General features: G+C 69.9%; 11 protein-coding genes. 9 read left to right on the forward strand and 2 right to left on the reverse strand.

The genetic code is table 11. The features are described 5' to 3' along the window. From QR77_RS26535 to QR77_RS26545, 3 genes are all read left to right on the forward strand, one after another. Positions 1-1,100 (forward strand): EfeM/EfeO family lipoprotein (locus tag QR77_RS26535; RefSeq protein WP_052489080.1); only part of this gene is annotated, 1,100 nt, incomplete at its 5' end. Between the two features lie 86 nt (positions 1,101-1,186). Further along, positions 1,187-2,440 carry an iron uptake transporter deferrochelatase/peroxidase subunit gene (gene efeB, locus QR77_RS26540; protein WP_040028703.1) on the forward strand — a complete coding sequence of 418 codons (1,254 nt, stop codon included), beginning with the start codon at positions 1,187-1,189 and terminating at the stop codon, positions 2,438-2,440. Between the two features lie 395 nt (positions 2,441-2,835). After that, on the forward strand, positions 2,836-4,611 hold the full coding sequence (locus QR77_RS26545; RefSeq protein ID WP_347359825.1) for an alkaline phosphatase family protein: 1,776 nt from the start codon (positions 2,836-2,838) through the stop codon (positions 4,609-4,611). 522 nt (positions 4,612-5,133) lie between these two features. Here the strand turns inward: QR77_RS26545 and mgrA are convergent. Then, entirely contained in the window at positions 5,134-6,171 is a 1,038-nt protein-coding gene (gene mgrA / locus QR77_RS26550) for an L-glyceraldehyde 3-phosphate reductase (RefSeq protein WP_040024589.1), read from the reverse strand. Positions 6,172-6,429: 258 nt separating this feature from the next. On the opposite strand from mgrA, the gene QR77_RS26555 reads away from it, so the two are divergent. The 5 genes from QR77_RS26555 to QR77_RS26575 all read left to right on the forward strand — a co-directional run bounded on the left by QR77_RS26555 (position 6,430) and on the right by QR77_RS26575 (position 12,385). Further along, positions 6,430-7,191 (forward strand): isoprenyl transferase, encoded by a 762-nt coding sequence (locus QR77_RS26555; protein WP_040024590.1) that lies wholly within the window; start codon positions 6,430-6,432, stop codon positions 7,189-7,191. A 416-nt stretch (positions 7,192-7,607) separates the two neighbouring features. Continuing rightward, positions 7,608-8,930, forward strand: coding sequence for a PhoH family protein (locus QR77_RS26560; RefSeq protein ID WP_078877175.1), 1,323 nt, complete (start codon positions 7,608-7,610; stop codon positions 8,928-8,930). Between the two features lie 369 nt (positions 8,931-9,299). After that, entirely contained in the window at positions 9,300-10,025 is a 726-nt protein-coding gene (locus tag QR77_RS26565) for a lytic transglycosylase domain-containing protein (RefSeq protein WP_173476458.1), read from the forward strand. A gap of 150 nt (positions 10,026-10,175) precedes the next feature. Continuing rightward, on the forward strand, positions 10,176-11,543 hold the full coding sequence (locus QR77_RS26570; RefSeq protein ID WP_040024593.1) for an AI-2E family transporter: 1,368 nt from the start codon (positions 10,176-10,178) through the stop codon (positions 11,541-11,543). Next, positions 11,540-12,385 (forward strand): hypothetical protein, encoded by an 846-nt coding sequence (locus QR77_RS26575; RefSeq protein ID WP_052489081.1) that lies wholly within the window; start codon positions 11,540-11,542, stop codon positions 12,383-12,385. Before QR77_RS26570 ends, QR77_RS26575 begins: the two co-directional genes overlap by 4 nt. A gap of 9 nt (positions 12,386-12,394) precedes the next feature. Here QR77_RS26575 and QR77_RS26580 read toward each other — a convergent pair whose 3' ends face one another. Next, positions 12,395-12,934, reverse strand: coding sequence for a carboxymuconolactone decarboxylase family protein (locus QR77_RS26580; protein ID WP_040024594.1), 540 nt, complete (start codon positions 12,932-12,934; stop codon positions 12,395-12,397). A 329-nt stretch (positions 12,935-13,263) separates the two neighbouring features. Between QR77_RS26580 and QR77_RS26585 the strand changes: the two genes are divergently transcribed. Further along, positions 13,264-14,466: molybdopterin-dependent oxidoreductase (locus QR77_RS26585; protein WP_236710825.1), on the forward strand; the 1,203-nt coding region annotated here is incomplete at its 3' end.

Raw genomic sequence — 14,466 nt, forward strand, 5'->3', positions numbered from 1 at the left:
GGACGCCCTCCGACGGGCTGCGTCACACCGCCGTCGAGGCGTCGTCCACCGCCTCGGACTGCGGGCGCGGCTGGCAGGACCCCCGGCCCGGGCTCCAGGTCTTCGACGTGCACAACAGCTCGACGGACGCCGCCGAGGTCTACCTCGCCAACAGTTCGGGCGCGCTGCTCGGCGAGATCGACGGCCTGGCGCCCGGCACCACCCGCCCGATCCAGGTGACGCTGGGGCGCGGCAGTTACGCGTTCCGCTGCCTGGTCGAGGACACCGACGCCGTCTCCGGGCACGCCGTGAAGATCACCAGCGGCCCGGCCACGGGCGGGCCCGCCGTACAGCCCGTCAACCAGCACGACGTGATCCCGCCGACCCTCGCCTACCAGAAGTGGGTGGCGGACGGCTTCGGCGCCGAAGTGGACAAGGTCGACGCCCTGCGTGACGCGGTGGACAGCGGCGACCTCATCGCAGCCCGCGCCGCGTGGCTCCCCGCGCACCTCGGCTTCGTACGGCTCGGCGGGGCGTACGGCGCCTTCGGCGACCTCGGTGGCGCGATCGACGGCACCGACGCGGGGCTGCCCGGCGGCGTGAGTGACAAGGACTTCGGGGGCTTCCACCGGGTGGAGTACGGCCTGTGGCACGGCGAGTCGGCGGCGTCCCTGCGCGGCCCTGCCGACCAGCTCGCCAAGGACCTGCGGGCGTTGCGCGCCGAGTGGGGCAGCACCCGGATGGATCCGCTCGACACCGGCCTGCGGGCGCACGAGATCACCGAGGACAGCATCCAGTTCGATCTGACCGGACGCTCGGACTTCGGCAGCGGTACGTCGCTGGCGTCGGCCCGCGCGGGCCTGGACGGCACGGTCGAGCTGCTGAAGGTGCTGAACCCGCTGCTCGCACCGCGCGACCCGGCGCTGCCCGGGCTCAACAGCGCGCTGCACACGGCGGAACACGACCTGGACACCCTGGCCGCCACCGGCAAGGACGGCGGCTGGCGCGCCCCCGCCTCGCTCCCGCGCGCCCAGCGCGAACTGATCAACGGAGACTTCGGCGACCTCGCCGAGCGGCTGGCCCCGGTGGCGGTCATCTTCGACATACGGAGGACAGCGTGAGCGGCGACGGTACGAGCGGCGAGAGCACCACCCACGACGTACCGGACGACGGCCCGGCCGCCGCCGGTACCTGCCCGGCCGGTGTCGTGCGCCGCTCCTTCCTCCAGCGGGCGCTGGTCGCGGGAGCCGCGGGCGCGGTCGTGGGCGCGGGATCGACCGGTGCCGCTTGGGCCGCCGACGGCCAGCGCGACACCGCCAACCCCACCGGCGCCGCCGCCAACCCCGCCGACGAGGGCAGCAGGGTCATCCCCTTCCACGGCGTCCACCAGGCCGGCATCCTCACCCCCACCCAGCGCCACGCCGTCTTCACCTCCTTCGACGTGATCGCCCGCAGCCGCGCCGAACTCACCGACCTGATGCACACCCTCACCGAACGCCTCCGCTTCCTGACGGCCGGCGGCGTCCCCGAACCTCTCGGCATCTCGGCGCCGCTGCCGGACTCCGGCGTACTCGGCCCCGTCGTCCCCGCCGACGGACTGAGCGCGACGGTCGCTGTCGGCTCCTCGCTGTTCGACGACCGGTACGGTCTGGCCGCCCGGCGCCCGCACCGGCTGCGCCCGATGGACGTCTTCCCCGACGACGACCTCGAAGCCGCCTGGTGCCACGGCGACCTGCTGCTGCAACTCTGCGCCGACAACCCCGACACGGTGACGCACGCCCTGCGCGACCTCGCCCGGCACACCCGCGGCGCCCTCCAGGTCCGCTGGCGCATGGAGGGCTTCGTCTCCCCGCCGCGCCCCTCCGGCACGCCCCGCAACCTGATGGGGTTCAAGGACGGCACGGCCAACCCCGACACCGGCGACAGCCGCCTGATGGACCAACTGCTCTGGGTACGGCTGGGAGCCGGCGAGCCCGACTGGGCCGTGGGCGGCAGCTATCAGGTGGTCCGGCTGATCCGCATGCTCGTGGAGTTCTGGGACCGGGTGTCCATCCACGAGCAGGAGCGCATGATGGGCCGCGCCAGGGACACCGGCGCCCCGCTGGACGGCCGGCACGAGACCGACAGCCCGCAGTACGCCAAGGACCCCCAGGGCAACAGCATCCCGCTCGACGCCCACATCCGGCTGGCCAACCCCCGTACGGCGGGGACCGCCGACACCCGGCTCCTGCGCCGCGGTTACAACTACGACCGGGGCGTACGCGACAACGGCGACCTCGACACCGGCCTGGTGTTCTGCTGCTTCCAGCAGGACCTGGACCGGCAGTTCGCCGCCGTGCAGAAGAAGCTCGCCGGTGAACCGCTGGTGGACTACATCCGGCCGTACGGCGGCGGCTACTTCTTCGCCCTCCCCGGAGTACGGGACGGCTCCGACTGGCTGGGCCGGGCGCTCCTCGCCTGACCGGCGGCCGACGCGACAGCCGACCCGCGGCCGACCAGGCACCCGGCACGCCCCCGTACGGCACCCGTACGCCACCCGCACGGCACCGGACCCGATCCGTCCGGTGCCGTATCCGCCGCCATAGCGGGCGCGCCCCGGACATTTGGATTCCCTGACCAAGCGTTCACCCGGGATCCATGGTCGAGCCATCCAGTGGGTCGTACAACTGCCCGACCATGCTGACGGCAATCCGAACGCGCACCGCCCCACGCCCGACGGGGGCACGGGCAGCGTGCGCAGGCATGGATAGGTGAAAGATGTTCAGTGCAAGATCTACGGCGCCTGACCGGCGCGGCAGGCGGCGCGCCGCCGCGCTCGCCGCCACCGCGGTCATGGTCGCGCTCGGCGGCTCGGCGATGCCCGCCTCAGCGGCCACGCACGCCCCCAAGGACAACAGCTCCAAGACCAGCACGCCGATCAAGCACGTCGTCGTCCTCTTCGACGAGAACGAGTCCTTCGACCACTACTTCGCGACGTACCCGAAGGCGGCGAACACCGACGGCACGCCCTTCGTGGCCTCGTCGAAGACGCCCAAGGTGAACAACCTGGCGAGCGCGAAGCTGCTGACGAAGAACCCGAACCAGTACGCGCCGAAGCGGCTCACGTCCGCCCAGGCCATGACCTGCTCGCAGAACCACAGCTACGGCCCCGAGCAGCTCGCGTACAACAACGGCAAGGCCGACAAGTTCGTCGAGAACACGGAGCAGGACACCTGCTCCGGCGGTCTGTTCGCCGAGCCCGGCATGGTCATGGACTACTACGACGGCAACACCGTCACCGGTCTGTGGAACTACGCGCAGCACTACACGCTGAACGACAACTCGTACAGCTCCACCTTCGGCCCCTCCACGCCCGGCGCGCTGAACCTGATCTCGGGCCAGACGCACGGCGTGACCTCGATGGACCCCGCCTCGGGCACCGAGAAGCCGAAGCAGACCGCCACCCCCAGTTCGTCGGTCCTGTCCTCGCCGGACAAGAAGGGCGTCGGTACGGTCACCGGCGACCCCGACCCGGCCTACGACGACTGCTCGGACTCCAACCACACCGCCACCACGCCGCTCGCCGCCATGCAGGGCAAGAACATCGGCGACCTGCTGAACCAGCAGAAGGTGAGCTGGGGCTGGTTCCAGGGCGGCTTCCGCCCCAGCACCGCGTGGGACGGCACCCAGGGCACGTACGCCAAGTGCGCGACGGCCCACACCAACGTGGGCGGCGCCTCGGTGGTCGACTACAGCGCGCACCACTCCCCGTTCGAGTACTACAAGTCGACCTCGAACCCGCACCACCTGGCACCCGCGTCCGTCGACGAGATCGGCCACGCGGGCCGTGCCAACCACAACTACGACCTCACCGACTTCAGCGCCGCGCTGGCCGCGCAGCAGCTTCCCGCGGTGAGCTTCCTCAAGGCCGGCGCCTACCAGGACGGCCACCCGGGGAACTCGGACCCGCTGGACGAGCAGCACTTCGTGACCTCGACGATCAACGCGATCCAGAAGTCCCCGGAGTGGAAGAGCACCGCCGTCGTCATCGCCTATGACGACTCCGACGGCTGGTACGACCACGTCAGCCCGCCGGTGCTGAACGGCTCCAAGGACACCGTCAAGGGCTCCAACGGCAAGCCCACCGACGCCAAGGCCTGCCAGACGGGCCCGGCCGCCAAGGCCGGCTACCAGGACCGCTGCGGCCCCGGCCCGCGCCAGCCGCTGCTGGTGATCTCGCCCTACGCCAAGACGAACAACGTCGACCACACGCTCACCGAGCAGACGTCGATCACGTCGTTCATCGAGAGCAACTGGAAGACGAAGCGGGTGGGTGACGGCTCCTTCGACACCCGGGGCGGCACGCTGCTCAACGCGTTCGACTTCAAGAAGCCCAACAACGTCGAGGTACTGCTCAGCGCCAACGGCGCGGTGAAGTCCGTCACCTCGATCCCCAAGCACCCCGCCAAGCCGGTCAAGGTGCCCATCACGGGCCCCGCCGGCGGTGGTGTCGACTCGGCGCAGCTCGCCGCCGACACCAGCAGCACCTCCGCCTCCGTGGTGATCCCCACCGCGGTCGGCGCCGCCGTGCTCCTGGCCTTCGGCGGTACGACGCTCGTACGCCGCCGGCGCCGTGAGCGGCCGACGGTCTGAGCCGGTTCCGGCCTCTGACGGCGGCCGGACAGAGTGACGTGGCGGGCGGTGCGCTCCGGCGTACCGCCCCTCCGCGTGCCCCGGGATCTCCCCAGGACGTGTTGCGAGAGTCCCGCCCGGCTCTGCCGCTCGGCGCGTGGGGCGACACCTTCATGCACCGGGTCGTGGAGCGGAAGGAGCAGGCGCGGGAAGCAGAGTGCGCGCCGGAAAGCGGCCCGGAAAGGGAAGCGGAACGCGCGCCGGGAGGCGCCGCCTGAGTCAGGTCAAGCCGTCCCAGCCGCCCGCGTCGCTCCTGTGGGTTACGACACGCCCTGGCGAGTTCTCGCCACCTCCGGACGCCGGATCCCTTGCGGGGCCCGGAATTCCGGGCCTACGCAGGGCGGTGGGGCGGACCCGGAGAGTGATCGTCGGGCGCCGTGGCGCCCGCCACCACTTACGAAGGGTTATGGTGGAAACCCCCCCCTCGGGCCGGTCCGTATCCCCCCCACGGACCGGCCCGTTTTTTCTTTCCTCAGATGTGCGTCAGCTCCGGCCGGCCCAGATGTTCGTGCCCTCGGTGTCCACGGCGAAGCCGTCGATCTCCTTGAGCTCCTGGTCCGAGAGCGGCGCCGCGGTCAGAGCCGCGACATTCTCCTCGACCTGCTTCGTGCTGGACGCGCCGATCAGCGCCGAGGTCATCCGCGGGTCACGCAGCACCCAGTTCAGGGCGAGCTGCGCGAGCGACTGACCACGCCGCTTGGCGATCTCGTTCAGCCCCCGCAGCCGCCGCAGGACCTCGTCCGACAGCAGATCCGGGTTGAGGGACTTGCCCTGAGTGGCGCGTGAGCCCTCCGGGATGCCCTTGAGGTACTTGTTCGTCAGCAGCCCCTGGGCGAGCGGCACGAAGGAGATGCAGCCCATCCCGGCCGTCTCCAGGGTGTCGAGCAGCCCGTCGTCCTCGATCCAGCGGTTGATCATCGAGTACGACGGCTGGTGGATGAGGGCGGGAACGCCCATCTCCTTCAGCAGCCTGGCGGCCTCGGCGGTCATCTCCGCGTTGTACGAGGAGACCCCCACGTACAGCGCCTTGCCCTGCTGCACGGCCGACGCCAGCGCACCCATCGTCTCCTCAAGAGGGGTGTCCGGGTCGGGGCGGTGGGAGTAGAAGATGTCGACGTGGTCGAGGCCCATCCGCTGGAGGGACGCGTCCAGCGAGTTCAGCAGGTATTTACGGGAACCCCACTCGCCGTACGGCCCCGGAGTCATCCGGTAACCGGCCTTGGTCGATATCACCAGCTCGTCACGGTAGGCGGCGAAGTCCTGCGCGAAGATCTTGCCGAAGTTCAGCTCGGCGGACCCGGGCGGCGGACCGTAGTTGTTCGCCAGGTCGAAGTGCGTGATGCCCAGGTCGAAGGCGCGGCGGAGGATGGAGCGCTGGGAGCCGAGCGCGTAGTCGTCGCCGAAGTTGTGCCAGAGGCCGAGAGAGATCGCGGGCAGCTTGAGGCCGCTGCGACCGCTGCGCCGGTACTCCATCGAGTCGTAACGGTCGTCGGCTGCGGGGTACGAGGGGAATTCAGTCACACTTCCTGCTTATCACGGAGTTGTGACAGGCCGGGTTGGGTCCTTGCGGTGACCGCGCAGTAGTGTGACGGCTTCGGGACCTCCGGGCGGCCCGGCGGGCCCTGGCATCCGGGCAGCGGACGGGCCGGTCCGCGCACGATCACCGGCCCGCGCGCGATCTCCCGCACGGAGACAGCGGCACGGAGAAGCGGCACGGACATCGCCGCGAGGGAATCGCCGCACAGGAATCGCCACACAGGAACGAAGAGGGTGGACCCAGTGAATCTGCGCGACCTGGTGTACGGGCTCTACGCACGCCGGGTGGAAGGCCGCCTCGACCACGATCAGGTGCCCAAGCACATCGGCGTCATCCTCGACGGCAACCGCCGCTGGGCGAAGGCGTCCGGTGGTACGGCGGTCCAGGGTCACGAGGCGGGCGCCACCAAGATCCTGGAGATGCTCGGCTGGTGCTCCGAGACCGACGTCCAGGTGGTCACCCTCTGGATGCTGTCGACGGACAATTTCGACCGCCCCGAGAACGAGCTGATCCCCCTCCTCGGCATCATCGAGAACACCGTCACCGACCTCGCGGCCGACGGCCGCTGGCGCGTCCACCACGTGGGCACGCTGGATCTCCTCCCCGGCCGCACCCAGCGCGTCCTGAAAGAGGCGGAGGAGGCCACGGCGGGCAACGACGGCATACTCGTCAACGTGGCCGTCGGCTACGGCGGCCGCCAGGAGATCGCCGACGCGGTCCGGTCCCTGCTGCTGGACCACGCGAGCAAGGGCACCACCTTCGAGGAGCTCGCCGAGATCGTCGACACCGACCTGATCTCCTCCCACCTCTACACCCGCGGCCAGCCGGACCCGGACCTGGTCATCCGTACCAGCGGCGAGCAGCGCCTCTCCGGCTTCATGCTCTGGCAGAGCGCCCACTCCGAGTACTACTTCTGTGAAGTCTTCTGGCCGGCCTTCAGGAAGGTCGACTTCCTGCGCGCCCTGCGTGACTACGCGGCCCGGCACCGCCGCTTCGGAGGCTGACACAACCCTTGTGCCGCAAGGCCCGTACCTGACCGCCGCCCGGTGGAGCGACCCGGGGCCGGCCCTCGGGCGACCGGCCGCCGCGCCGCTTCGGGGCCCCCGCGACGCGCCGCCCGTACACCCGTTTACCCGAGGTTCATCCGCCGTCCGACCCACGCCCTGGCATGGCGGCGCGTGTTCGAGGGCATATCCCTTCCAGGTCGACGTCCGAAAAGTACAGCCAAGAGGACGTCGCATCTCAGCGGACGGCATGGGGCCGTCCGCCCGGGAGGCCCTTTGCACCAGGACGACTGTGCGGTCAGACGCACGGGCGACATGGAGGGCCGGAGCTCGGCCCGCGCATGGGTGCCTGAGCCCGGTCCACCCGCCCGCGACGCCGTCGCTCCCCGACCTCATCCGAGGGGGTTCGTCCTTCCGTGGTGACCAGTACGAAGCGCCGTATGCCTGACAGGCGCACCTATGTTCTCGACACCAGCGTCCTGCTGGCCGATCCGAACGCCATGTCCCGCTTCGAGGAACACGAAGTCGTGCTCCCGATCGTGGTGATCACGGAATTGGAGGACAAGAGGAGCCATCCGGAGCTCGGATACTTCGCCAGGCAGGCCCTGCGCCTGCTCGACGACTTCCGTATCCGCTTCGGACGGCTCGACGCCCCCATCCCACTCGGAGATCTGGGCGGCACCCTGCGCGTCGAGCTCAACCACTCCGACCCCGGCATCCTGCCGGCCGGTTTCCGGCTGGGGGACAACGACTCGCGGATCCTCGCCGTGGCGCGCAACCTCCAGGCCGAGGGGTACGACGTGACCGTCGTCTCCAAGGACCTGCCGCTGCGCATCAAGGCGTCGTCGGTCGGGCTCCTCGCCGAGGAGTACCGCGCCGAGCTGGCCGTCAGCGACTCCGGCTGGACCGGCATGAGCGAGCTGTCGCTCACCGCCGACCAGATCGATCTCCTCTTCACCGAGGAGACGCTCCAGGTCCCCGAGGCGAGCGAGTTCCCCGTGCACACCGGGCTCGTGCTCCAGTCCGAGCGCGGCAAGGCGCTCGGCAGGGTCACTGCGGAGGGCGACATCCGTCTCGTACGGGGCGACCGTGAGGCCTTCGGGATCCACGGCCGCAGCGCCGAGCAGCGCATCGCCCTCGACCTCCTCCTCGACCCGGACATCGGCATCGTGTCGATGGGCGGCAGGGCGGGTACCGGCAAGTCGGCGCTGGCCCTCTGCGCGGGCCTGGAAGCGGTCCTGGAGCGGCGTCAGCACCAGAAGGTGATGGTCTTCCGGCCGCTCTACGCGGTGGGCGGGCAGGAGCTGGGCTATCTGCCCGGCAGCGAGGCCGAGAAGATGAGCCCCTGGGCTCAGGCGGTCTTCGACACGCTCTCGGCCGTGGCGGGCCGCGACGTCATCGAGGAGGTGCTCGGGCGCGGCATGCTCGAAGTGCTGCCGCTCACGCACATCCGCGGCCGTTCGCTGCACGACGCGTTCGTCATCGTCGACGAGGCCCAGTCCCTGGAGCGGAACGTCCTGTTGACGGTCCTGTCCCGGATCGGGGCCAACTCCCGGGTGGTGCTCACGCACGACGTGGCCCAGCGCGACAACCTGCGGGTCGGGAGGTACGACGGGATCGTCGCCGTCGTCGAGAAACTCAAGGGCCATCCGCTCTTCGCGCATGTCACCCTCACCCGCTCCGAGCGCTCGCAGATCGCCGCGCTCGTGACCGAAATGCTGGAGGACGGCCAGATCTAGCACGTATTACGGTAGTTGGCGCCGCCCGGCGAGGCCCTAGAGCCTAGCCGGGCGGCGTTGTGCCGCGCGGGTATTTCCGGAAATCCCGAGGGGCAAACGGGGTGTGAGCTATCCCACGCAACGGATAATTGCCTTGGTGCGTCCGCGTCGGGCAGAGTCTTGCTTCCGTCAGGCCCCGCATACGGCACTCAGGTACCTCCAGAGGTACCGCACCACACAACTCAACTACTGCCGCCGTATGCCGCCCGCGCACCACGCGGCTCTCCCCCCAGGGGGATTGCCCACCGGGCCCGTGTTCCCCGTGACCTGAGCTGTAGGGGAACCAGTGCCAGGGGCACGATTTCGTCCGTGAGGTCACGCAGGCGGACGATGCTGGAAGGACACCGTGTGAGCCGGATTTCGGTCCGGGGATTCGCCGTGGCGTCAGCCACAGCGGTCACCACCGTCGGCGCCGTCGTGGGCGTTGCCTCGGGCGAGCCCCAGCCCTCGAACGACAACATCGAGACCACCGCGTCCGATGCGACTCTCCTCTCGGACATCCCCACGGGACAGCAGGCGCAGGTCCAGACCTCGTCGCTGACGCAGCAGGCCGAGGCGCAGGCAGCCGCGGCCGACGCGTTCGCCCAGAAGTCCGCCGAGGAATCGGCGCGCGTTCAGGCGGCCAAGGACGCTCAGACGAAGAAGTCCGCGGCAGAGGACAAGGCCGAGGCGGCGAAGAAGAAGGCCGAAGCGGAGAAGCTCGCCAAGGAGCAGGACTCGTCGTCGACGATCTCGCTCTCGGCGTCCGCCGGAGGCTCCTACACCGTCGCCGAGGTACAGGCGATCGCCCGCCAGATCGTCCCCGCCGATCAGTTCCAGTGCTTCAGCAACATCGTGACGCGCGAGTCCGGCTGGAACTACAAGGCCCAGAACGCCTCTTCCGGCGCCTACGGTCTCGTCCAGGCGCTGCCCGGCTCGAAGATGTCCTCCGCCGGCGCCGACTGGCAGACCAACCCGGCCACCCAGATCAAGTGGGGCCTGAACTACATGAGCTCCGCCAAGTACGGCAGCCCCTGTGGTGCCTGGTCCTTCTGGCAGGCCAACCACTGGTACTAGAGCGACAGTCGACCGACGGTCGGCCCGATCACCGCTCAACCTCGCGAAGCCCCCCGCCGTCCTACGGTGGGGGGCTTCGCGCGTGTACGGTTCGGTCCGAACTACTCGGGGTGGTGCGTGAACGGCAGGGCGGGGGGAAAAGAGAGAATCATGTCAAAAGTTCCGGCGTGGCTCGGGCGAGTAGGCGCGGAGCTCACGCGCATGGGTGAACGCCTCGATGAGCGCAGGGCCGAGGCGGAAGCCGAACACGGCCATGTCCCCCCACCCCCCGCCGAGCACATCCCGCCGCCCCCCTCATACGCCCCGGACATCCCGGCGAAGCCCGACCCGGTCACCGCGATCCCCTGGGGCATCCGGGTCGCCGGAGAGGCCGCCTGGCGGCTCCTCGTACTCGCCGGCACTCTGTGGGTGCTGATGCAGGTCATCAGCGCCGTCCAGATCGTCGTCCTGGCCTTCGTCGCCGCACTGCTCATCACCGCGCTGCTCCAGCCGACCGTCGCGCGCCTCAGGCGGGCGGGACTGCCGAGGGGCTTCGCCACCGCCCTCACCGCCATCGGCGGGTTCGTGGTCATCGGGCTCATCGGCTGGTTCGTGGTCTGGCAGATCGTGGCGAATGTCGACGACCTCTCCAACCGGGTCACCGACGGCATCAACGAACTCAAACGCTGGCTGCTCAACAGCCCGTTCCATGTCACCGAGACCCAGATAAACAACATCGCGAAGAGCCTGAGCGATGCCATCGGCACCAACACCGAGGCCATCACGTCCGCCGGTCTGCAGGGCGTGACCGTGGTCGTCGAGTTGCTGACCGGCATTCTCCTCGCGATGTTCTCGACGCTCTTCCTGCTCTACGACGGCAAGCACATCTGGGAGTGGGCGCTCAAGCTCGTCCCCGCCCCGGCCCGTCCCGGTGTCGCCGGCGCCGGACCCCGCGCCTGGCGGACGCTCACGGCGTACGTACGCGGCACCGTGATAGTCGCGCTGATCGACGCCATATTCATCGGCCTCGGCGTCTACTTCCTCGACGTACCCCTCGCCGTACCTCTCGCCGTCTTCATCTTCCTCGGCGCCTTCGTGCCGCTGGTCGGCGCCGTCGTCTCCGGCGCGCTGGCCGTGGTGGTGGCCCTGGTCACCAACGGCGTCTTCACCGCGCTGATCGTGCTGGTGGTGGTGCTCGCCGTGCAGCAGATCGAGGGCCATATCCTCCAGCCCTTCATCCTGGGCCGGGCGGTACGGGTCCATCCGCTCGCCGTCGTGCTGTCCGTCGCCGCGGGCTCGCTGGTCGCCGGCATCGGCGGGGCCGTGGTGGCGGTGCCGCTGGTGGCGGTCACCAACACCGTCGTCGGCTACCTCCGCAGGTACAGCCAGGAACACATCACGCGCACCCAGCCCCCGCCGCACGGCTCGGCGGCCGCCGATGTCGCGCCGCCCCCGGGCGCGGGGACGAGTGAGCCCGCCGAGGAGTTCACCGATCCGGCGGAACCGGGCCACGGTGATCAGCGGGACCGGCCGGAATGATCTCGGAGCCGGAACTGGAAGGTGAACAGTCCGGCGAACGCCCGGTGCCCGCCGCCGGGTCCGGACAGAGACCCGGGCCCGGGTCCGGGCATCCCTACGGGGACACGTACGCGGACACGTACGGGGATCCGCGCGGCCACGGGGACGGTGATCCGGACCCGTACGAGCCCGAGACGCTCGCCGGCGACGGCGGGCACGCCCCGCCGCCGCGCGGGAGACCGCTGCTGTGGGCGCTCGGCGGCGCGCTGGTGGCCTCCGCGCTCTGGGCGTGCGGGCTCTACGCGTACCACGGCCGGGGCCCCGACCTGGACGGCTACCGCGCCACCCACAACCTCTGCGCCGAGGCGGACCTGACGGCCCTGTCCACCGCGCTCGGCCCGAAGCGCTCGCCGCACGCCGTCGGGGACAAGCAGCCGGAGCTGGACCGGTCGGTCTGCTCGGTCGACATGGGACCGGCACCGGGCGCGGGGCCTTCGCCGGACGCCCCGCTGACGCACTCGACCGTACACATCAGTTACGACCTGTACCTCACGTCCGACCCGGGGGCCGAGTTCGAGGCGAGCCTGTCCGCCCTGGAGCCGGACGGCGTGATCTACCAGCAGCGGGCCGTCCCCGGTCTCGGAGACCGCGCCTACCTGGTGACGGGAGCGCCCGGCGAGGCGACGCGGCTGGTGATCCTCGACGGTCAGGCCGACCTCGCCCTCGACGTCCGCAGCTACATCGAGTACGGCCACGGCCCGGGCGCCGGCAACCAGTTCGTGCCGGCGCCGGTCGACCGGTCCGTGATCGAACCCGCCCTGGTGCGCGACGCGCGGCTGCTGATGGCCGCGCTCAGGAAGTGACGGGGCTTCTCACAGCCACGGGGCGAGGACCGCTTCGGTCTCCAGCGTGGTGGCGACGGCCTGGATCACCGAAGCGATCTTGAACGCCTCCTGGACCACCTCGCGGTCCACATCCGCGTCCCTGAGCACCCGCTCGTGCGCGTCGAGACAGGCACCGCAGCCGTTGACGGCGGAGACCGCCACCGACCACAGCTCGACATCGGTCCTGTCCACGCCGGGGCAGGCGGGGAGGGTCGTCCGCAGACCCGGGCGCAGCGTCCCGTACTCCGGGTCCGACAGCAGGTGCCTGGTGCGGAAGAAGACATTGCTCAGCGCCATGGCGGACGCGGTCGTCCTGACCGCGTCGTACGCCTCAGGGCTCAGCCGGGAGCGCGCCTCGGGTGCCAGCGCCCGCAGTACCACCGGTGAGCGGACGGCGATCGCACAGGCCAGTACGGTGCCCCAGAGCTGGAGCGTCGTCAGGGGGCTCCGGCCGATGACCGAGGCGAAGTTCAGCCGGAGGTCCCTGGCGTGGTCCGGCAGCGCGGAGATCAGTTCGTCGAGTGACATCGCCGCCAAGGGTAACTTCCCGGCGCGTGGATGTGCGGCGACGCCCTCGGGAAGAACGTTCTGAATAATTCCGTGACCGAAGGCGGAGTCCACCTACGGAATTGGCGCGGAAGCCGTCGCCGGAAATCCGGTAACACGGTAACGCCGTAACTCCATAACTGGTTGGCACAGAACGAAATCACCCTACCCACCTTCTTGCCATGTCAGGGGCCGGTGGTTCTCGCCGTCATCAACTCGTCACTTCTTCGCCCCCTCGCCCCGCGATCGCGGGGCCGCACGGTGATCGCGTCAGCCTTTCGTAAGGAGAGGAGGCCCGCTGAAGGGCCCGGATGTGCCCTAGGGTCCCGAACATGAAAGTCCCCACTCGCCTTCCCGCCGGCCCATGGCGAAGTCCCCTTCGTGGCCCATGGTTGACCTCGGTATTCGGAGTGGTCCTGCTCGTCGGTATTCCACTGCTCTTTGTCACGGGACTGCTGTCCTACGCCGCCTATAATCCGAATCTGGCGGCGATCAACGACAAGACACCGGACAAAGGGCTGCTCGGCTTCTACCTTTTCGCGTGGCCCACCCGCCCCTACTGGCTCTACCGGGTGAACCAGGGCGTGCACGTGACGCTCGGCGTCGTGCTTGTGCCGATTCTGCTGGCGAAGCTGTGGTCCGTCGTACCGAAGCTGTTCACCCTGCCTCCGGTGCGGTCGATCGGCCACGCGCTGGACCGGCTCTCGCTGCTCCTGCTGGTGGGCGGCGGGCTCTTCGAGTTCGTGACCGGGGTGCTCAACGTCCAGTTGGACTACCTCTTCCCCGGCTCGTTCTACGCGCTGCACTTCTACGGCGCCTGGGTGTTCTTCGGCTCGCTCGTCGCCCATGTGGTCATCCGGATGCCGCGTACGGTACGGGCCCTGCGCAGCCGCGACTTCCGCGCCGAACTGCGTACCCCCACCTCCCGTACGAAGCCGGAGCCGCCCGACGAGTCCGGTCTCGTGTCCTCGCACCCGGCGAAGCCGACCGTGTCCCGGCGGGGCGCCCTCGGCATGGTCGGCCTGGGCTCGCTCGTGCTGTTCGTGGTGACGGCGGGGCAGAGCATCGGCGGACCGCTGCGCAGGACCGCCCTGCTGGCACCCCACGGCCGGCCGGTCGGCACCGGGCCGAACAGCTTCCCCGTCAACAAGGCCTTCGCCGCCTCCCAGGTCAGAGTCCAGGACACGGGCGACGACTGGCGCCTCGTGGTGCGCGGCAAGGGCCGTGACGTCATGCTCTCGCTCGACGAGCTGCACCACATCGGGCTGCACAGCTCGGCGTTGCCCATCGCCTGCGTGGAGGGGTGGTCGACGGAGAACCAGGAGTGGGAAGGCGTACGGCTCCGTGACCTGGCCAGGCTCGTCGGCTACGACACCGATCTGCCGGGCGTGTTCGTGGAGTCACTTCAGCTCGCGGGGTCCTTCCGGGCGGTCGCCCTGCGCGACAACCAGGTCAGCGATCCGCGCTCACTGCTCGCCCTGCGCGTCAACGGCGCCGAACTCTCCCACGTCGTA

The organism is Streptomyces sp. 150FB (assembly GCF_000818195.1).
GTDB lineage: Bacteria > Actinomycetota > Actinomycetes > Streptomycetales > Streptomycetaceae > Streptomyces.